Origin of the sequence: Verrucomicrobium sp. BvORR034 (assembly GCF_000739635.1) — a bacterium.
Classification (GTDB): domain Bacteria; phylum Verrucomicrobiota; class Verrucomicrobiia; order Verrucomicrobiales; family Verrucomicrobiaceae; genus Verrucomicrobium.
Map to the genome: position 1 here is coordinate 1 of NZ_BATQ01000025.1, position 20,214 is coordinate 20,214.

Sequence of the window (20,214 nt, forward strand, 5' to 3'; positions counted from 1 at the left end):
GTTCCAGCCTCCCCCAATTTACTTCGGTTCTGGCCAGCGGAGGTGGCGGTGGAGAAAGCGGAAGGTGTTCTGATCGTTGATGGAATGTCCTCCTTGAAAGAACTCGATCTCCGTCCGATCGGCCATGCCGAACTGGGCATAGAGATAGCGGACCTTCGCGTACTCGTAAGCCACCCAGACATCGGGTGCGACCAGATCATGGTGCCCACGCTCCACCATGAAAGGCCGTGGAAAGATCAAGTAGCTCATTTCTGCGTAGTCGAAGTTCTGGCCGAGGTTCCAGTAAGGCATTTCCCACTCGGTGGAATACATGAAGCTGCCCGGATAGTCTGTGGCGGCGACCTTGCGCGTCCATTGGTTGAAGTCTCCGGAGCAGATCACGGCCGAGTAGTCCTGGAGCACCGCAGGAATTCTCATCGCAGACTCCCCTCCGTAGCTCAGCCCGTAGAAAGCGATGCGTTGGGAGTCCACCTGAGGAAGCGTCTTGAGCCAGTTGAGGATCTGGCGGTGGCTTGGAATGATAAAGGAGAAGAGTGAGGCGCCCACCGCATTGGCCTTCCGGTTCAGCCAGCGGTAGCGATCTTCGCCACGGTAGATGTTGTGCGGGGAGAACACGACGAATCCCCGCTGGGCGAGCTCTGCTCCTGCATTGGAGTAGGCAGGTTTGCCCGCATCAACCCAATCGCGAGGCAATCCGTTCCGCCCGTGCTGCACGACGACGACTGGGCGCTTCTCTCCAGCCTTGATGCCTTTGGGCAGAATGAGGACGCCCCAGGCAGAGAGGTCTGGATAGACGTCGAGCACCACATCCCACGCCGTCCATTGATCGTTCTCAATGATCTTTCGCGACCGTGGATTCAGAGGCAGCAGTTCCGCATCAAATTCCCCCATGCCTTCGCGAGAGAAAGTCTCCCGCCGGGCATTGGAAGCTTCGATGAAACGGGTGGGATCCAGAGTGGGATGGCTGCGTTTGGTGGACCAGTTGCCGCGCCGGAGCCCGGGCTCTGCTTTGTAGGCGAACTTTTCATCACGCAGGGCGTCGGCGTCCCGGATCAATTGCTGGACGTGCGCCTCGATCCCTTTGAACACACGCAGATGACGTTCGGCGCTGTCGAATCCAGGACGTAGGTCCTGGAGCAATTCGGGGGCAGGCTCTGGCAGGGAGTCGATGAGCCTGGCGATGTCTTTACCACCCACTTGGGGAGCATCGATCACCTGGCAGGCCGTGCGAGTTGCCTCGCTCAATGAGCGCAAAAGCCTCTCGATTTCCGGCCGTTGCACAGAGGCTGCGAGGTTGCCCTTGGGGTCGGAGGACTCAGGCCCATTCACGGCGTGGATGATCAGGGGGCGGCCTTGCTGCAATCGAATCAAGCCGGACACGCCCAGATCACTCTCAAATGATTGGATGTTGCGGTACAGGGGCTGTTCCCATGAAGGCACCTTCTGGCCAAAGTAGCCTGAGATGAGGCTGCCTTGCAGACGCTCATCTGCCGCAGCAGCCAGCAGGGCAACGAGGCCGCCTTCGCCATAGCCGCTGCACAGCACGTTCTGGCTGGAGTTCGATTTGAGCAGGATGTCCGTGGCCGCCAGCACAGCCTGGACTTCATAGCCAAGGATGTGACGCCCCATGTGGAAGGACTGGCGATGCAGCCACTCGCGATGGCTCTGCCCAATGGGCTTGGGTGGATTGTTTCCTAAACCCACGACATATTCTTTTCGGTTGATCGAAGCGGGCACGATGATGGTGACCCCTGCGCGTGCCAGCTGCATCACGTGCTGATGATGAGCCGGAGCCGCGATCCCGAGCCCCAGGACATCCTCCGGAGTTTCATCTGCGTCTGGCAGAGCGACCCAGGCGGCGCTTGCGCTTGCGCCTGTCGGTTCCACGAGCAACCCCTCCGCCCAATAGGAGGGAAGCACTGGCCAGCGGACTTGCCAGATGCGGAAGTCCTTGGTCTCAGCCACCAGTCCGGGCTGGCTGCCCGTGCCGAATTTCTCGAAAGCGACAGGCGGGACTCGTTCATCGACCAGGCCGATGAGGTGCTGCAGTCTTTTCCGCAGGGCAGTGAGTGCCTCCTTGGTGGCGTCCTTCGAGGCTTGCTCTTCGCGACTCTGAATGGCTCTTGCAATGCGGGTATCTGCGAACTGATGCGCACCATCCATGAGATGTGCGGAGACATCGTCTTCCTTCCATGGGAAAGCACCCGTGTTGGGCAGGCGGTCATCCTGGGCCTTGCCGGGAGTGGGCAGGGCCAGGAGCGTGGACCAGACAGCGGCTTGAAACAGCAGGCAGCGAATCATATGGGAAGACGTTCTCTTTGATGGTGGCTTCACTTACTTGCCCCGCAGGTCATAGCAGAGCATCCGCTGGCCGGTGCGGCCGCGCACTTGCTCATCATAGTTCTGGGTCACATACAGCAGACCGCGGCTCACGGCGGGGAGGCACCAGGTGTGGGGGGCGTAGAAGAGCTGGGACTTGGCGGTGACCTTGCAGCCTTGGGCATTCAGGTCCAGCCAGAGCAGGCTGCCCAGTTCCCCGAGGCACAGGAACTGGCCATCCACCAGCAGCAGACTGGCGCGTTGGGCGCCCATGCGGGCGGTGCGGCCGGGATTGAGCTCCGTGTCATCCCAGTAGAGGTCTTCACGCCAGTTCTCCTTGCCCGTCGCCACATCGTAGCACACCAGCACGGCCTGGCGTTCGGTCTCGCCGTGAATGCCGTAGAGGCAGCCGTCCTTGTACACCGGGTTCATCCAGTGCACGGCGAACTTCTTGGAGTTCCAGAGCTCCTTTGACTTCAGTTGTTCATCGAACTCCAGCATCACTCCGCCGAGGGGGCGGTTCTTGGGATAGGCGGTGGAAATGAAGACGCGGTTTTGACCAGGGATGGCCACTGGGGAGGTGCCCGTGGCCTGGATGTATTCCTCGGCGCGCCAGGGGTGGCGGTCGTAAACGGAGCCGTCCTCGGGATTGATTGTCAACAGCCCCCCTGTCGCAGGATTGCCTTCACCGCCGGCGTAGATCAGCACCACGGGCTTGCCATGGATCGTGGCCGGGACGGGAGAGGCATAGCTGGCACCCCAGTCGTCTTTCACCCCCCAGAGGACTTTGCCGGTCTCCAGGTCAAAGGCCCCCACGCTCAGTCCAGGATCCGCCAGGGCGGTGTAGCGGGCCTCGCTGTCATCGTTGGGCACTGGTCGCCCTTTGCCGCCCACGTTGACGATCACCTTGTTTCCCAGTACCAGGGGACTGCTGCCCTGGCCGAAGAAGTCTTGCGGCACATGAAACTCCGTGCGCAGGTCCCGCTGCCAGAGAATCTGCCCTGTCGTAAGGTCAGTGCAGGTCAGGATGCTGGTCACGCCATGGGTGAGTACGCGGTTTCCGGCAATCACCGGTGAACTGCGGGGCCCGTTGGCGAAGCCATAGCGGTCCCGGTACTCCATGGGATAGCCCTGGGTCCAGTAGCGCTGTCCGGTCTCGGGATGCAGGCATTCCAGCACTTCTTTGCCCTCCTCCGCATGAAACAACACGAGGCGGTCACCCTGGATGGCGGGGGAGGTGTAGCCGTCACCTTTGCCCACCTCCCAGACCTTCGCCGGCCCCTCCACCGGCCACTGATGGAGCAGATGGGATTCGGGGGAAGTGGCATCGTCGGTCGGACCCAGAAAGCGGTGCCAGTCGCTGGTCTTCGCTGCCGGATTCAGTGGGGAAGGGGCGGCGTAAAATTTGAGCCGGTCAAATGCGACGGGTTTGGTTGGAGCCGCCTCCTTTGGGGCATGCACCGTGGGCGGGGCGGGGTCTTTCCATGGTTCCGCCCTGAGCGTGGTGGAGGACCAACTCAGGACCGCGGCGCAAAGGAATCTCGAAAAAGGCGTCGTCACAGTGGCATGGTACGGAACACGAGGCCAAATCCAATCGCTTGTTGCAGCAAGTCAGCGCTCGATTTGGGAGGATGTGAATCGAAGCTCTTCTGATGGAGAGGCTGCTTTGCCTTGACTTGTGTGACGGGGCGGACACCATGCCGTTCTTCAGCAATCATGGCCAATAATCCCAAGCCCCAGCCCAACGAGTGGTACGTTGTCCGCAACTCTCAGATCCACGGCCGCGGCCTCTACGCCCGGAAGGCGATCCCGAAGGACACGTGGATCGTGGAATATGTGGGTGAGCGCGTGGACAAAGACGAGAGCGATCGCCGCGCCAACGCCCTGCTGGACGAGGCCAAGGAAAACGACGGTGCCCGCGTGTACATGTTCATCCTCAATGACGAGTGGGACATCGACGGCAACGTGTCGTGGAACACGGCCCGTCTCATGAACCACTCCTGTGAGCCCAACGTGGAGGCTCAGACTTGGGACGAGCAGGAGATCTGGTTCGTGGCCCTGCGCGACATCAAGAAGGGTGAGGAACTCACCTTCAACTACGGCTTTGACCTGGAGTGCTGGGAAGACCATCCCTGCCGCTGCGGCACCGCCTCGTGCGTGGGCTACATCGCGGGAGACGACTATTGGCCCGCCCTGAAGAAAAAGGTGGCCAGCAAGAAAGCGCGCGAAGAGAAGAAGGCGCTGGCGGCTCAAGCCGTGAAAAAGGTTGCCAAGGGCAAGAAGAGCGTGACGAAGAAGAGCGTCGCCAAGGAAGAGGTCGCTGCCAAAAAGACTGTCACCGCGAAGAAAGAGATTGCTGTCAAAAAGACGGTCGCCAAGAGCGTCAAAGCTCCCGCCAAGAAGAAGCAGGCTGCCAAAAAGTCCAAACCTGCTGCGAAATAGCAAGACCTGTCAAAGCAGAGGCGTTCAAGGGCGATGCATTGCGTCGCCCTTTTTCGTGTACTGATTCTGTTGGTGGGTTGGAGTTGCCTTTCGAGCGTGAGTCAGGCGGGTTTGGTTCAAGACATTGAATTCGCCAAACCCGATGGGGTGAGCCTCACGCTGGACGCGTTTGTGCCTGAGGGGCAGGGGCCGGGGCCTTTCCCCACGATCATCCTGGTGCATGGGGGCGGCTTCGACAAAGGGGACAAGACCACCTACATCAAGCCTTTGTTCGAGCCGCTGAGCAAAGCGGGCTTTGCGTGGTTCACCATCAACTACCGCCTGGCGGGGCAGCGGCCCTGGCCTGCATGTCTGGAGGACGTGGAAACCGCCATCCGCTGGGTGCGGGCGCATGCCGCAGAGTACAAGGTGGACGTGCGCCGCATCGCCCTGGTGGGGGAGTCTGCCGGAGGTCACCTTGTTTCCTATGCCGGAGCCCGGTCCCAAGGTGACACACAAGTCGCGGCCGTGGTGCCGTTCTATGCCCCGCACGACCTGGAGATCCGGGCCCGGGCGCGCCAGGAGGTGAAGGAGGGGGCCGCGAAGATGTTCGGCGTGAAGACTAAACCGGACGAGGCGGATTTCATCACGCTGGGCAAGGCATCACCCATCAATGCGGTCAAAGCCGGCATGCCGCCGTACCTGCTCATTCATGGCGACCAGGACCCCACCGTGCCCTATGAGCAGTCCACGGCATTTCAGAAGAAGATGAAGTCCCTGGGAAATGTGTGCGACCTCATCACCGTGCCCGGCGGTGGCCACGGCATGGGGCCGTGGGGGACGGCGGCTTACGCAAGTGAGATGGTGGCGTGGTTGCGGAAGGTGATGAAGTGAAGATTGGTAAGTGGTGGGCGGTTATTTGGCGTTGGTGGCAGGGTTGGAGTACCGCATTTATGCGGAATCAGTGGAATTGGAGATGCGCCCGGTGTTGGGGCGGGCACCATGCAGCGCAACGATCCGGCGTCCCTCCGGGACGCAAGATGGGAGGGATCGTGAGATCCGGTGGTTGTCACCACCGGCTACAGTCCGATGGTCCCTCCGGGACTCGAGGCGAAGGGCTCGCAGGGTGGCCCGGGGAAGGCTACGTCCAAGCCCGCCAACAGCGATGGGCCCACATACGGCGATGGGAGTTTTGGTGCTCAATCGCTCCGCCTTCCCTCGGCGGTTGTGCAAGCACAAACCGCCGCTCCTTGGGAGAGTACGAGGTGTTGGCGATGGTGGGAGAAGTTGACTCCTCGGCCTGCCATTTGCGGCACAAGTGTGCCGAGGATGAAGCGGAGGAAGCGCTTCACCGTCCCGCATGCGGGACGGATCTACGAACAACTTCCATCATCCCCGACTTGGCTCGCAAACCCAACGCAGACTGAAGCCTGGACTCCGTACAGCTTCAATCCCAACACCTTGACGCACTGACGCACTGCCCACTGACGCACTGGCTCATCACGGCAGCGGGAAGCTGCGATTGATGTCGGCCACGGTGCGCTTGATGTTATCCAGGATCACCGGTTTGTCGCGATACTCCAGCGCCTCGTGGATGAGGGCGGCGATCTGCTTCATCTCGGACTCCTTCATGCCGCGGGTGGTGACGGCGGGCGTGCCCATGCGGATGCCGCCGCCCAGGGTGATCTTCTCCGTGTCGAACGGAATGCCGTTCTTGTTCACGGTGATGCCTGCGAGGTCGAGGGTTTCCTGGGCCAGCTTGCCGTTGAGGCCGCGGGGACGCAGGTCCACGAGCATGACATGGTTGTCCGTGCCGCCGCTGACGATGCGGTAGCCGTGGGAGGTCATGGCGTTGGCCAGGGCCTGGGCGTTGCGCACTACCTGCTGCTGATATGCCCTGAAGGAGGGCTGCAGGGCTTCATGGAAACAAACAGCCTTGGCCGCGATCACGTGCATGAGCGGTCCGCCTTGCACACCGGGGAAGACCTGGGAGTTGATCTTCTTGGCCAGCTCTTCGTTGTTCGTCAGCACGATGCCGCCGCGCGGGCCGCGCAGGCTCTTGTGCGTGGTGGAGCTGACGAAGTCTGCGTGCGGCATGGGGCTGGGGTGCACGCCGCCTGCCACGAGGCCGGCGATATGGGCCATGTCCACAAAGAGGTAGGCGCCCACGCTCTTGGCGATCTCCGCCATGCGGGCGAAGTCAATGATCCGGGGATAGGCGCTGGCCCCGGCGGTGATCATCTTGGGCTTGCACTCCTCGGCCTTCTTGGCCAGTGCGTCGTAGTCGATCCGCTCGTCCTTCGGGCTCACGCCGTAGTGCACCACTTCGTAGAAGCGGCCGGAGAAGTTGGCCTTGTTGCCATGGGTGAGGTGCCCGCCGTGGCTCAGGTCCATGGTCAGGATCCGGTCACCGGGATCCAGCACGGAGAAATAGACGGCCGCGTTTGCCTGGGAGCCGCTGTGGGGCTGGACGTTGGCATACTTGGCACCAAAGATCTGGCACACGCGGTCAATCGCGAGTTGCTCCACCTTGTCCACCTCTTCGCAGCCGCCGTACCAGCGCTTGCCGGGGTAGCCTTCGGCGTATTTGTTGGTAAGGCAGGTGCCCTGGGCGGCCTGCACAGCACGGCTCGCAAAGTTCTCGCTCGCAATGAGCTCGATGTTGTTCTGCTGGCGGTGTTCTTCTGCGACGATGAGCTCGGCAATAGCCGGGTCCACCTGCTTTATCACATCCGCCGCCCGCTTGCGCAGGGAGTTCATCTTGTCCACCCGGCGGGCATGGCGACCGCCTTCGAAGGGGGTGGAGACAAAGGTCTCCACGATCTCGACTGCGTCATCCAGCGACGTGGTGGCGCCAGCCAGACAGACCACGTTGGAGTTGTTGTGCTCCCGGGTCACCTTGGCGGTGGCCACATTGTGGACCAGAGCAGCCTGGATGCCGGGGTGGCGGTTGGCCGTGATGCTCATGCCAATGCCGGTGGTGCAGACCAGCACGCCAGCACTCACCTCGCCGCTGAGGACGCGGTGGCAGACCGCTTCGGCGAAGTCAGGGTAGTCCACGCTGCCCTTGCCGTGGGTGCCGAGATCGCTCACGGGGTAGCCTTTGGAGCGGAGGCGGGCCACAATGGCGTTCTTCATCTCCAAACCGCCGTGGTCTGTGCCGATGGCGACGGAGGGGAGCTTCACGGCAGGGGCCGTTTCCACCGCCGGAGCGGCTGGAGTGGCGCTTTCTGCGCTGGGAGCAGCCGTGGCGTCTCCAGCTTCTGGAGTGGAGCCGTTCTGTTTTTCAAACGTCTGGTCAATGTAGGCGACCACGCTGGGCAGGACCTTGAGCAGGATGTCGCGAGTCTCTTCGTAGGCGTCGATGCCTGCGCCGAAGGGATCGTGCACGTCCCGGCCCCGCAGTTCGTCATCGGCGGCGAATTCGCTCACCAGATAGGCCTTGTCGGAGGCCTCGGGGAACATCATTTCGATCGCGCGCAGGTGGCCTTCAGACAGGGCAAAGATGTGCGTTACGTCATCCAGGAGCTCCTTGGAGACCTGCTGGCTCTTGAATCCGGCCAGATCCAGGCCCATGCGGCGCAGCAGTTCCAACGTGTTCCGGCTGGCGCTGTCTCCCGGGTAGGCACCTACTCCGGCGGAGAGGACCTGGTAGTCGCGGCGCTCTTTGACGAGATCGCGGAAGAGGGCCTCCGCCATCGGGCTGCGGCAGGTGTTGCCGGTGCACACAAAGAGGACGCGTTTCAAGGGCAGTATAGGTAAGGGTTGGTCGGAAGCGGGGGCAGTGAAAATGCCCCCTCCCACCGGGTTTGTCAAAGTCGCGGCGAAGTTTGGCTTTTCAACGGCACGCTCCCCGCTACTGTCCCGCGCATGCTTCAGATTGTATTCAATGAGATCAGCGCCTCCGAATTGTCCCGGCTGCCGACCCCGGTGCAGTTCACCCTGCTGGAGGCATTGAACATTCAGCCTGAAGACGTGGACCAGAACCGGATCGAGCAGCGCTATGGCGTCATCGTGCGCGGCACGGGCAAGCTCTACCGCTGCCGGGCGGGCGACTACCGCATCTACTTCGCGGTCGAGGATTCCCATGTGAAAGTGCACCGCGTGCTGCATGGCAACACGCTCAAGGACTTCCTTTTCCGCAGCAACCTTGGCAGCGCCGGGGAGGACGAAGTCCTTGGGGAATCAAAAAGTTTCTGGAAACTCATTGAAGAGGGCGAGCGCACCCTGAAGATGGTCTGAGCCGCACCGCGGGCCGGGACGGCGAGACCAGATTCCTTATGAATCCATCGACTGCGTCCGATCCCAAAGACAAAAAGAACCCCTCCAGTCTCGATGAAGATCTGGAGGTGGGGGCCTCTGGAGAAGATGGGGCGTGCGATCGACCTCGCTTCCTCCTTCCGCGCCTCTTTGGTCGTGAGCCGGGGAGCGCCCCCGGCATCGAGGTGGCGGATCTGGGCAAGATGACCAGCAGCCCGGACCGCGTCATTGTGACCTGCATCGACTACGCCCCCACTGAGGTGTGCGCCGTCGATATCCTGGACATCGACGACTTTCTGGCCCAGCACCGACCGGCGTGGTCCTCCGTGAGGTGGATCAATGTGGACGGCCTCACCGACATGAAGGTGATCCAGGCCCTGGTGGCAAAGTACGATCTGCACCCGCTGGCGGTGGAGGATACGCTCAACCCCTGCACCCGGCCCAAGGTGGAGATCTACCCTGGGGATGACGGGCATCAGGCCCGGCTCTTCCTGGTGGCCAAGATGATCTCCATGGAAAAGAAGGAGCTGCACTGTGAGCAGATCTCTTTTTTTGTGGGGAAGCACACGCTGCTCACCTTCCAGCCTACGCGTGGAGATATCTGGGACCCGGTCCGCCAGCGCATATGCAAGACGGGATCCCGCATCCGGCAGAACGACGTGAGCTTCCTGCTCTACGCGCTGCTGGACGCGATCGTGGACCAGTGTTTCCCCGTGCTGGGAGACTATAGCGACCGTCTGGAGGATCTGGAGGAAGAGGTGCTCCTCCGGCCCACGCCGGGAGTGATCAACCGCATTCACCACCTCAAGCACGAGTTGCTCCTGCTCCGTCGGGAGTTCTGGCCCATGCGTGAGCTGATTCACGGTCTGCAGCGGCTGGATCATGATTTGTTCTCAGAGACCGCCTCCCTCTTCATGCGGGATGTCTATGATCATGCCGTGCAGGTCATTGAGCTCATGGAGACCTACCGGGAGGTCAGCATCTCCATCATGGAGACCTACATGAATGCGATGAGCCATCGCATGAACCAGACCATGAAGGTGCTCACGGTGCTCTCCACCATCTTCATGCCCCTGTCCTTCCTGGCGGGTGTGTATGGCATGAACTTCCAGCACATGCCAGAGCTGGAGACCGGATGGGCCTATCCCTGGTTCTATCCCATCGGCTTCTGGACGATCTGCGTGACCATTGTTTCCGGCATGTTCTTCTTGTTCAAGAAGAAGAAATGGCTCTAGGGAGGCGGGTGCCATGGAATGTGCGCTCCGCTGTCTGAGGCGGAAACGTATTCCTGTTTTCCCCCCGCTCCCATCTATGACGCTCGACGAACTTCTCGCCTCCGAAGCCACCCGCACTGCTGAGTTCCCCGTGGCGGAGAAAAGCATCTTCATGGCGCACGCGGGCGTGTGCATCCTGCCGCGTCGCGTCACGCGGGCCATGCAGGAGTACCTGGAGATGTGCAGCCTCCAGCACCAGGAGAGCGGGGACGTGTGGCGTCATCTCAATGAGACGCGCATCGTTGCAGGCCAGCTCATCGGGGCCAAGGCCAGCGAGATCTCCCTGCTCGGGCCCACCTCCCTGGGGCTCAGCCTGGTGGCCAACGGGCTGCCCTGGCAGGCGGGCGATGAGATCGTGTGTTATCACGATGACTATCCGGCCAATGTGTATCCCTGGATGGATCTGCAACGCCACGGTGTGGTGCTGAAGTTCATCAAGACGGATGCACCCGGGGCGATCACGGTGGATTCCGTGGAGCAGGCGCTGACGCCCAAGACGAAGCTCGTGGCCCTGGCTTCTTGCCACTTCTTCACCGGCTGCCGGATCGATGTGAATGCCATCGGCCGCATGCTGCGCCAGCGCGGCGTGCTTTTCTGCCTGGATGCCATTCAGACGCTCGGTGCCTTTGACACCTCCGTGGAGCATGTGGACTTCCTGAGCGCGGATGCCCACAAGTGGATGCTGGGGCCGATGGCGGCCGGGGTTTTCTACGTCCGTGATGAGGTTCAGGAAATGCTGCGCCCCAGCCTGGTGGGGGCGTGGAACGTGAGATCGCCCAACTTCATCGCCCAGGATGAGGTGGTCTTTGAAAAAGGCGGCCGCCGGTATGAGCCGGGCGTGCTCAATGCCGCGGGCCTCTATGGCATGCGCGCCGGCCTGGAGATGCTGCTGGAGTTTGGCATCGAGAACGTCAGCAACCGCCTGCTCACGCTGAAGCGGCATCTGGTGCCCCGGTTGCAGGAGCTGGGGTTCGAGGTATTGCCGCCCACCGATGGCGCAACGGCCTCCGGCATCACCACTGCCACCCGCAGTGGCGGCGTGTCTCTGGAGCGGGTGTTCGAGCATCTGGCGGCCCATCAGGTGGTCGTCTCCCTCCGCCACAACCGGGCGGGCGTGGTGCACCTGCGCTTCAGCCCACATGTGTACAACACGGAAGCGGAGATTGACCGGGTGGTGGAATTGATTGCCAGCGCCAGCTGACGGGGGCGTCTCCGGCAAAAAAATCACGATTCCAGGCTGGTCATCCGGCCTGCGTTCTGGCATTTCATAGGTCCTACCCCTATGGCACTGCACGAACATGCAACAAACTGGCTGGGTCTTCCCGTACGGATCTTCGACGAGGAGGCGTCACAGAAAGGCAATCTGGACTACAAAGGCGCCATCTACCGGTTGGTGCGGGATTGGGATACGGAGATCTCCATGGAGGAGCTCTTCTCCCGCTTTGTCTCCAAGCCGGAGTGCAAAGACACCCGTGGCATCATCATCGGGGCTTGGGCGGGCGATGATCCCTCCAACAACAGCGAGGGCATCGTGCAGCTCCTCGTCTCGGCCCGGCATGCACTGCCCAATCTGAAAGGCATCTTTCTCGCGGACATTCTGAGTGAGGAGAACGAGATCTCCTGGATCGAGCAGTCGGATGTGTCTCCTCTGTTTGCGGCCTATCCCCAGCTGGAGCACTTCCGGGTTCGAGGTGGCAACGGGCTCTCCTTTGGTGAAGGGGTGCGGCACGACTACCTCCAGTCATTGATTGTGGAGACCGGTGGGATGTCGCGGACGTTGCTGCAACAGATCATCAAATCCCAGTTCCTCTGCCTGGAGCATCTGGAAGTCTGGACCGGCAGTGATGGCTATGGATGGGATGGCACACTGGAGGATCTGCTTCCTGTGCTGGAGGGGCGTCTGCTGCCCACGCTCAAGCATCTGGGCGTGCGGAACTCCGAGATCGCCAATGAGGTGGCCCAAACCCTGGCCAAGTCACCGCTGTTGGACCGGCTCCAGAGCGTGGATCTCTCGCTGGGAATCCTAAGGGATGAAGGGGCTCAGGCCCTTCTGGAGTCGCCGGCGGCGGCTTCGCTCAAGGTGCTGGACTTGCATCACAACTATCTCTCCGCCGCGATGTGTGAGAAGCTCAAGCAGCGCATCCCGGGAGTGATCGTGGAGGATCAGCAGAAACCGGACGAATGGCGCGGTGAGATCAGCTACTACGTCGCTGTGGGTGAGTGAGGACTTGCGAGAGCACCTCTTTGTCATCGGCATCCCCGGGACAAAGAGGCTCATGTATCTGGATGCGGCCGTCTCCCGGGAACCCCGGGTGTGCGTGCACCACTGGTCGTGGCTGGACGTCATTCGGGGCGGTGTGAACTGGGCTGAACTCCGGCAGCATTCCCGGTGCTGGCTCCGACTGGAGTCTCCGGGAAAAGACTGGGCGGTGGAGCAGGCACTCTTGCAGCGGGGGGCGGAAGGCTCCCTGGAGCCCTGCTTTGAATCCTGGACGACGGATGAAGTGGGCTCGATGACTGCACAACCGGGTCTGATCGTGGCCCAGGCGCAGTGGTGGCTGGGGTGGAGGAAGGTTTTGCAGGAGATCAGGGATGCCTTGGCTACCCGGGCCCCGCATGTCATCTGCTCCAGCCCGCCCGAGGAGGTGGCGATCCTCTTTCACAAGCACGCCTGCCAGGAGAGGCTGGAGGCGGCTGGTGTCGCCTGCCCTGCGGCATCCAGCGTCATCACGGGCGGCTATGAGGAAATCCGGGAGATGATGGAGCGGCCGGCGGGGGCGTGGAGAAGGTTGTTCCTGAAACCCTGTCACGGTTCTTCCGCCTCCGGGGTGGTGGCCCTGGAGGTTTCACCCCATCGGGGCATTCAGGCCCGGACGACGGTGGAGATGCAGGATGCTCCTTCGGGCGGGGTGAAGTTGTTCAACCGCCGTCAGCTCCAGCGCTACACGGATCCCGCTGAGGTGAAGCGGCTGTGCGACCACGTCACCCGGCATCGCGCCTATGTGCAGCAGTGGGTGCCCAAGGCGGGCTGGCAGGGGCTGCGCATGGATCTGCGCGTGGTGGTGATCGCGGGAGGGGCGCGACACGTGGTGCCCCGGCTCAGTGAAGCCCCCATGACCAATCTCCAGCTCGGAGGTCGGCGCGGGGATGCGGCGCAGTTGCGCGAGCACATGGGCGAGGAGGCGTGGCAGCGCCTCCTCGCCACCGCAGAGGGAGCTGCGGCGGCGTTTCCAGCCTCTTTGCACGTCAGTCTGGACATCGCTCCCACGAGCGGCTTTCGTCGTTTCCTCGTTCTTGAGGCCAATGCGTTTGGCGATTTCCTGCCGGATTTGCTCTGGGAGGGGCGCGAGACTTATGACTGGGAGCTGGAGGCGATGCTGACTCAGGTCTCCACCAGCGGCGCGTAGTCTGCGGGGTTGTCGAATCCCGCTGTCCACGCCACGGCCTGGTGACAGGTCTTCATGGCAGGGGGCACCCGTATGAGGTAGTGGCGGCCGGTGCTCGGGCAGTTCACGGAAACACACACCAGATCTTCGTCATCCGGGAGGGGCAGGCGATAGAGCTTGCGCGCTCCGCCGGGATCGGTGTCTTCATGCAGGGTTTCCGCCTTGGATTCAGCGAGGAATCGCTCCAGCCCCACCCGCTCGATCATGACGCGGCGCACCTCGGCGTTGCGCTCGGCAAGGATCTCCTCTGTGGTGAGGGTTTCGGGTTCGAGCACGATCCGCCGGTTCGCGGCCACGCCCCGCCAGCGCAGACCGATGTTTTGCAGATGATCGGGCAATTGCGTGATCCCGGTGCCCGCGAAGTCGATCCAGGACAGGATGTTCACGCCATCCGGCAGAGTTTTGATCTGGGTACAGTTCCGGATATCGAGCGAGTTGATCGGGCCCAGATTTGTGGGAAGGCTGGTCAGGGCGGTGCAGTTGGGCGCGGTGACATTGCCAATGTGCACCTTCACGGAGGCGGGCCAGGTGGAGAGCGCCCGGCAGTCGCTGATGTCGAGGTAGTCCACGTCCAGCCCTTCCGGCAGGGCTTGTAATTTCACGCAACCGCGGAGCACCAGCACCCCGGTCTTGAGATTGGCGGGCAGGAATTCCAGGGACTCGCATCCCGTGAGGTCCAGCTTGTGACTGACAGAGAGGTCGGCGGGCAGGCTGCGCAGCGCGGTGCCGCCCGCGCGCAGGGTGTGGCATTGCAGCCCGGCGGGCAGGCCGGTGAGGGTGGGTTGTTTGGTGAGATCCAGCACGCCAGTGCGGGCTCCGGCAGGAGCCTTGCCGGAGGCGATTAGTGCCGCCAGTTCTGCAGAGGGAATTTCGTTCATGGGTCCAGTCTTCAGTCCACCACGCGACGGATTTCCTGCGGGCTGTACTCCCGCTGGATGCGTATTTCATAGATCCCCTTGGGCAGGGTGATGGGACCGTGCTCCTCATGCACGATGGTGGTCTCGTCAGCCAGGACCTCCAGGTATCGACCGCCTCCGGTGCTGAGCACCCGCGCATCGGCTGCCCGTTCCACGCGGTGGGCATGGCCTGTGACTTCACCTTCAGCCAACACGGGCTTCACCACCTGATGCTCCCCCTTGGGTAGCGCCTTGGCCTGGAGGATGAACACATCCCCCTGTCGCCACATGGGGGCCGCAGGCTTGCTGAACAAAGAGGGCTTGGAGACCTCTTTGCTGACCTTCTTTTTGGGGAACAACCAGTCAAACATGCGGGAAGCCTAACCCGCAACGCCGCCCTCTGCCAAGGCGGAAATCTGGGCCGGGTCTGGGCGCTGGTGAGGCCAGCCAAGAGGGATGCGTTCAAGTGTCTGATCGCCAAACACTTGAGTCAGTCCCGGCGACTCCATGTGGATGTAGCCAATGTGGCAGCCGCACGTGGCCGTGCCGCAGGGGCGCGGCGCAAGCCGGTTGGGGAAGTCAGGCTCATAGATGTTCCCAATGACGTCCTTGATAAAGTGACAGCGCCGGGCGTGTCCGTCCCCATCCACGGTGAAGGCGGTGTGACCCGCGCGGCAGGCCCTGCCCAGACTGGCGTGGCGGCGATTGTTCACGGGAAACACGGGATCGATGTCCATGAGCTGCCGGACCTCCTGCTCGCTGTAGTAGGCGGGATCCCGTTTGTAGGCGTTCACCCAGAGGTACACGTGGGGTGGCAACTCCTGGCGCAACTGCTCGATCTCGTCGAAGTGCTCCTTCATGCCCACTACGCCCACGCTGTAGCGGGCACCGTCGGCTTCCAGTCGTTCACATTGGGTCAGAAATTTCTGACGCGGCGTTTGGGTGGGGTGCCAGGTGGTCCAAAGGGCAGCGCGGGTCCAGTCACAGGAATGCAGCCAGTCCAGCTTGCAGGAGAGGTTGGTCTGAATGGAGACGGTGCCCACATGTGGCGTATGGCTCAGCGTGGCCAGGGCCTGCTGATACGCACGGTGCACCAGGGCCTCACCCCAAGGGGTGAAAAGCAGCCGGACGGGCCGGTTGATTTCCTGAACCCAGGTGACGAATCGCTCAAGGCGGGCGGCATCTTCGGCCAGTTCAGCGCGTGTGTTGCTCGTCTTGGCAAAGGGGCAGTAGGTGCAGCCGTAGTTGCAGCTCGAAAGCGGCCCGCGGTAGAGGATGGTCCAGGCGTCGTCAGTCATGGCGCGCACCTCTTCATGAAAGTTCGAACGCACTCATCCGGGCCTTCATGGCATCAGAGAAGAGCCAGGGACCGATCACGTCGGAGAGTTCCAGCCCGCGGCGCGTAGGCTGCAAGTGGTCGCCTGTATCTCGAAGGGCACCTTCTTCCATCAGCTCGGTGAGGTGGGGAAAGGCCTCCATGACGGGGCGTTGGAAGCGGTCCGACCATTCGGCGTGGCTCAGGCCATCGTTCCGCAACAGGCTCTTGATGAGATGCCGGCGTTGTTGCTCCTCGTCGTTCAGCCCACAGCCATAGTCGGCCGCGGCGAACTGGCTCGACGGAGTTCGCAGGTATTGATCGAGAATTTCGCGCACCTTGTTCTGGCTGACTCCGTACTCTGACGAGTAGTGCCACCGGGTGGTGTAAGACCTCGCACCCGCGCCCAGGCCTACCATGCCGTCTTCCTGGCAGCAGTACACGGGACCTTCGGGAGGTTCATAGCCCGGTGCGCGGAAGAGCCGCATGGACACCTGACGCCACCCTTTTGAGGTCAGAAAGTCCACGGCATGCCGGAGGAGGTCCATGCGCTCATCCATCGGCTCCCGCCCGATGCGGTGTAAGCCGGTGAGCGGGCGGACATAGAGAGGATAGAGGTAAATTTCTTGTGGGGTGAAGGACAGCGCCTCATTCAGGGATCGCTCCAGAGACGCAGTCGTCTGGCCCTGCATGCCGTAGATCAGGTCGATGTTCAACACCGGGAACGCCGCCTCTTGAAGCGTGCCCAGGGCCTGCCGGACTTTGTCGATCTTTTGAGGGCGGCCCAGGGTGCGGGTTTCGCTCTCGATGAAACTCTGGACCCCGATGCTGGCGCGCGTCACCCGGTGATGCTTGAGCACCGCCAGACGGTCGGTGGTGACCGTGCCGGGAGACATCTCCACGGCCAGGGGCATGTGCGGCGCGCGCTGGAAGCGGTTCAAGATGTTAAACAAGCGGTCCAGCTCTTCCGGTGCCAGGAAGGTGGGGGTGCCGCCACCAACCGCCCCGCGGGCGAATTGGGCATCCGGACCCAACGCCTCATGCACCTGCTCCACCTGCCGCTCCAGGGTGTCCAGATAGCGGCGCGTGAGCGGATCGTCCGCGCCGGTGGTGGTGAAGAGATTGCAGAAGCCGCAGCGCATCTCGCAGAACGGGATGTGGGCATAGAGGAATAGTGCACTTCGATCTTCCCCCGACCAGAGATCACGAAGGGGGAGGGCGGGTTCGAGACGTTGATACGCCATCTTGTGAGGATACGCATAGGCGTACCCTTGGAAGAAACCGCCACTCTGAAAGTAGGTGCGGAAGTTCATGCGGCCTCCTTTGCGGGAGTCAGCACCGTCTCGCCGTATGGCACGGTCCATACCGACGGATGGGCCAACCGGTGGCCCGTCCAGCCTTCTTCACCATAGGCAGTGCCGTGATCGGAGAGGATGAGGCAGAAGACAGGGCGCTGGCGCTGTTGCAGGGCGGCGGTGAGCAGCGGGAGTTGGGAATCCACATAGCGCAGTGCGGCCGCGTGGCTCTCCAGATCATCTGGTCCCTGGTCCCGGCAGTAGAAGTAGTTGGGCTGGTGCAGGGCGGAAACGTTGATGAAGAGCAGGCTCTTCTGGTCAGGATCCAGTGCAGCCAGACGTTCCGCCGCTTTGGCGAATTGCAGCTCTGTGGAGTGGCGGTTGGTCACGCCCATCTCAGCGCTCCAGTGCGCTTCGTGAAAGAGACCGGGCAGGACTCGGCTGACGGCGGTCTGTTGATTGAAGAAGCCGACACCGCCGATGCAGATCGTGTGGTAGCCCTCGTCCGCCAAGCCGGTGACCCAGTTGTCGGTTTCAAAGGTCTTGGTGCGGTTTCCGGTGGTTTCACTGCCTGCGAACTTCGCGGCAAAGAGTCGCGTGTTGTCGGCTGAAGGATCGGCCGGCGTGGGCAGGAACCCGGCAAAGAATGCCTGGTGCGCCGCATACGTGAAGCTGCCGGGGGTGTGCCTCTTCTCCCAGCCGGACGGCAGAAGGGCGGCAAAGTTCGGCGTCCGGGCGGCACGATGCTCCCGCTCCGCCACATCGTAGCGCAGTGTATCCAGCACCAGCATCAGAATATCGTGGCTGCCCACAATGCCGTTCATGTCCCAAGGCATGAGGCATGTTTCCTGAACGGCGGGAGGGCTGCAACGGAAAAACGGGCCCGCTGCGCGGGAGGCAGCAGACTGGAGCCGCCTGAGGGCGGAGACGCCAGACACCAGACTGCCAGACATCAGACCTGAGACAGGGAGGGGTGTGAACTTTCCGGAAGAGAAGTTGGAATTGAACCCGGAGGGTTCGCCACGACTAGCCACGGGTGGAGCGAGCGTAGCGAGTGCAACCCGTGGATGTGAGGGCGCGTGTTCTACCGCGGAGCGGTAGGCCTGATGGTGCAAGCTTCGGTGAGTGTGAGATCGCGGGAAGGGTCTCAGGGGCAGGTCAATGCGATGGGCCTACCACTCCGTGGTAGAAGACCCGAGGGAGCTACCATGGGTAGTCCTCGCTACGCTCGGCCGACCTCATGGCTATTCATGGTGAACCCTCCGGGTTCGACTGCAAACACGCTACAGCACCGGGACAAGCTGCAATCGACAATGTTCCATTGTTGAGCCGCCTCATAGGCAGTCAGGATGCCAGGCGCACTGCGAGCGCCTCTCCCTTCGTACACCCGCGGGGCCGGAGACCCCGCCTCCTTTACTCTGCGGCCAAGTGGCCTTGAAGCTTGTTGTGAATAAGGGAGGCGGGGGGTCCTAGCCCCGCTCAGTTGACCGCGCCTGTGTGCGGCCGAACCAAGCACTCGAAGGATGGCAGGGTGAGGGAGATCCTCTGCACAATCACCGCCCCACACCTTGCCAACTGCCTACTGAACTCAAAGCTCCTTCGGCATCCAAGCTTCCAGCTTGCTCACTTCGGCCTTCGCGCTGGAAGTGACAGGAATGCCCCAGAACTCAAAGAACGGTCCGAGGTTCTTTTTCGTGATCTTGGAGAACCGGATCAGAAACTGATCGCGTTTTTCCTCATCGTTCTTGGGCGTGGGGCCGAAGGAGGGATCGGCAAAGGACCAGATGTACTTCTTGTAGTTCTCCCAGCCAAAGCCTTGTACGAGCTGGACGTATGTGGTCAGGGCATGGAAGGGATCGCCCTTCCAGATGGCCCACTTCTCGCCTTCATCCTTGGCTTTCTTGGCGGCATCAATGTGCTTCTTGATGGACTCGGGGCTGACGCCACCGTGACCAATCAAGAGGTCCTTCTTGAGCACCTCGGTGTAGCAATAGAGGCCAAAGACGTTGTTGGTGACCTCGCCGGTGCCTTCGAAGGTGAAGTTGCCGCGTTGGTGGTTGTGGCCGATCTCATGGTAGAATCCCCAGCCGGGGTACTTGATGCGGCCGTAGGTGACCATCTCCACCGTTTCCGGGGTGTGGATCATGATGGGGTAGCCGGAGTGCATGAAACCGGCGCTGATCTGCACGTCGCCGACCATGCGTTCCGGACGGGTGCGTTCGGCGGTCTGGTTGGCGATGTCATCTTGCGCTGTGACCACGCGGTCCCAGAATTCCATGAGCTCGGTGGGGTTGGTGATCTTGCGGGCCACTTCGCTGGACAGGCTCACCACCATCTTTTCGCTGGCCAGTTCTGCCCAGGGGCCCTGGGCTTTCTTGATGGAGTTCCACTGGTCATCGGTGTCGCGACCGAGCTTGAAGTACGGCGACTCGACTGCACCCGCGATCTTCACCTTGAATGGTTCCGAGGCATTCCGCCGCGCCCTTCCTGGAACGGTGATGTAAACCAGGCCGCCAAACGCGGTGCCCATCTTGGTTTCGACATTCTCGATACCCACTGTGCGGGTGATGTCCGGTGCACGACGCCAGCTCTCCAGGTGGTAGAGCGTGTCGCTGTGGCAGCCCACGCGAATGGAGAAACCATTTCCCACCATGGCTTCCGGCACGGTCACGGTGATGGGTTCGCCCGCCACCGCATAGAGGCCGGTGCTGGTCCAACCGTCGATGTTGGCATCCACGGTTATTTCCTTGGTCACGCGAGGTGCATCCTTGGCTGGCTGTCCGGGAAACACGGCGGAGGCAGGGTGAGCGGCCACGGTGGGGCTGCTGGCGAGACGCAGCACGCGGGTCTCCATGCCCAGCCGGATGCGCTGGGAGGAGTGCTGGGCCATGGTCAGGGGCTGTTCCTTGGTGGGTATGCCGGAGTCGCCTTCACCCAGGGCGCTCATGACCGCGCCCTGGAGGGAGTTGCGTCCCGGCGGTTGGGCGG

Annotated in this window: 16 protein-coding genes; 7 read left to right on the forward strand and 9 right to left on the reverse strand. The window is 62.0% G+C overall.

The window, feature by feature from the left end; all coding sequences use genetic code 11:
* Positions 1–18: 18 nt before the first annotated feature.
* Complete coding sequence (locus BV034_RS04955) at positions 19–2,301, reverse strand: dienelactone hydrolase family protein (protein ID WP_050024728.1); 2,283 nt, start codon at positions 2,299–2,301, stop codon at positions 19–21.
* Positions 2,302–2,334: 33 nt separating this feature from the next.
* Positions 2,335–3,780, reverse strand: a complete 1,446-nt coding sequence (locus tag BV034_RS04960; protein ID WP_265592642.1) for a PQQ-binding-like beta-propeller repeat protein — start codon at positions 3,778–3,780, stop codon at positions 2,335–2,337.
* Positions 3,781–4,035: 255 nt separating this feature from the next.
* On the opposite strand from BV034_RS04960, the gene BV034_RS04965 reads away from it, so the two are divergent.
* Together BV034_RS04965 and BV034_RS04970 are read left to right on the forward strand one after the other, a co-directional pair.
* Entirely contained in the window at positions 4,036–4,761 is a 726-nt protein-coding gene (locus tag BV034_RS04965; protein WP_063768679.1) for an SET domain-containing protein-lysine N-methyltransferase, read from the forward strand.
* A gap of 111 nt (positions 4,762–4,872) precedes the next feature.
* Positions 4,873–5,634 (forward strand): alpha/beta hydrolase, encoded by a 762-nt coding sequence (locus tag BV034_RS04970; RefSeq protein ID WP_050024730.1) that lies wholly within the window; start codon positions 4,873–4,875, stop codon positions 5,632–5,634.
* 606 nt (positions 5,635–6,240) lie between these two features.
* Here the strand turns inward: BV034_RS04970 and rpiB are convergent.
* On the reverse strand, positions 6,241–8,487 hold the full coding sequence (rpiB, locus tag BV034_RS36710) for a ribose 5-phosphate isomerase B (RefSeq protein WP_050024731.1): 2,247 nt from the start codon (positions 8,485–8,487) through the stop codon (positions 6,241–6,243).
* A 123-nt stretch (positions 8,488–8,610) separates the two neighbouring features.
* Between rpiB and BV034_RS04980 the strand changes: the two genes are divergently transcribed.
* From BV034_RS04980 to BV034_RS05000, 5 genes are all read left to right on the forward strand, one after another.
* Positions 8,611–8,982 (forward strand): type II toxin-antitoxin system RelE/ParE family toxin, encoded by a 372-nt coding sequence (locus BV034_RS04980; RefSeq protein WP_050024733.1) that lies wholly within the window; start codon positions 8,611–8,613, stop codon positions 8,980–8,982.
* Between the two features lie 38 nt (positions 8,983–9,020).
* A complete protein-coding gene (corA, locus tag BV034_RS04985) occupies positions 9,021–10,235 on the forward strand; it encodes a magnesium/cobalt transporter CorA (protein ID WP_050024735.1) in 1,215 nt (404 codons plus the stop codon).
* A gap of 76 nt (positions 10,236–10,311) precedes the next feature.
* A complete protein-coding gene (locus BV034_RS04990; RefSeq protein ID WP_050024737.1) occupies positions 10,312–11,475 on the forward strand; it encodes an aminotransferase class V-fold PLP-dependent enzyme in 1,164 nt (387 codons plus the stop codon).
* An 81-nt stretch (positions 11,476–11,556) separates the two neighbouring features.
* On the forward strand, positions 11,557–12,498 hold the full coding sequence (locus tag BV034_RS04995) for an STM4015 family protein (protein WP_063768680.1): 942 nt from the start codon (positions 11,557–11,559) through the stop codon (positions 12,496–12,498).
* 4 nt (positions 12,499–12,502) lie between these two features.
* Positions 12,503–13,681: an STM4014 family protein gene (locus tag BV034_RS05000; RefSeq protein WP_265592643.1), complete on the forward strand. Its 1,179-nt coding sequence runs from the start codon at positions 12,503–12,505 to the stop codon at positions 13,679–13,681.
* Here BV034_RS05000 and BV034_RS05005 read toward each other — a convergent pair.
* The 6 genes from BV034_RS05005 to BV034_RS05030 form a co-directional block, all read right to left on the reverse strand.
* Complete coding sequence (locus BV034_RS05005; protein WP_050024745.1) at positions 13,657–14,598, reverse strand: DUF6745 domain-containing protein; 942 nt, start codon at positions 14,596–14,598, stop codon at positions 13,657–13,659. The genes BV034_RS05000 and BV034_RS05005 overlap by 25 nt on opposite strands.
* Before the next feature lie 11 nt (positions 14,599–14,609).
* Positions 14,610–14,987, reverse strand: coding sequence for a hypothetical protein (locus tag BV034_RS05010; protein ID WP_050024747.1), 378 nt, complete (start codon positions 14,985–14,987; stop codon positions 14,610–14,612).
* A 9-nt stretch (positions 14,988–14,996) separates the two neighbouring features.
* Positions 14,997–15,914: an STM4011 family radical SAM protein gene (locus tag BV034_RS05015; protein ID WP_050024748.1), complete on the reverse strand. Its 918-nt coding sequence runs from the start codon at positions 15,912–15,914 to the stop codon at positions 14,997–14,999.
* A gap of 13 nt (positions 15,915–15,927) precedes the next feature.
* Entirely contained in the window at positions 15,928–17,244 is a 1,317-nt protein-coding gene (locus BV034_RS05020; RefSeq protein ID WP_050024750.1) for an STM4012 family radical SAM protein, read from the reverse strand.
* Entirely contained in the window at positions 17,241–18,062 is an 822-nt protein-coding gene (locus BV034_RS05025; RefSeq protein ID WP_050024756.1) for an STM4013/SEN3800 family hydrolase, read from the reverse strand. Before BV034_RS05025 ends, BV034_RS05020 begins: the two co-directional genes overlap by 4 nt.
* A gap of 752 nt (positions 18,063–18,814) precedes the next feature.
* Positions 18,815–20,214, reverse strand: a 1,400-nt coding sequence (locus BV034_RS05030) for a M60 family metallopeptidase (protein ID WP_265592644.1), incomplete at its 5' end; no start/stop codon positions are given.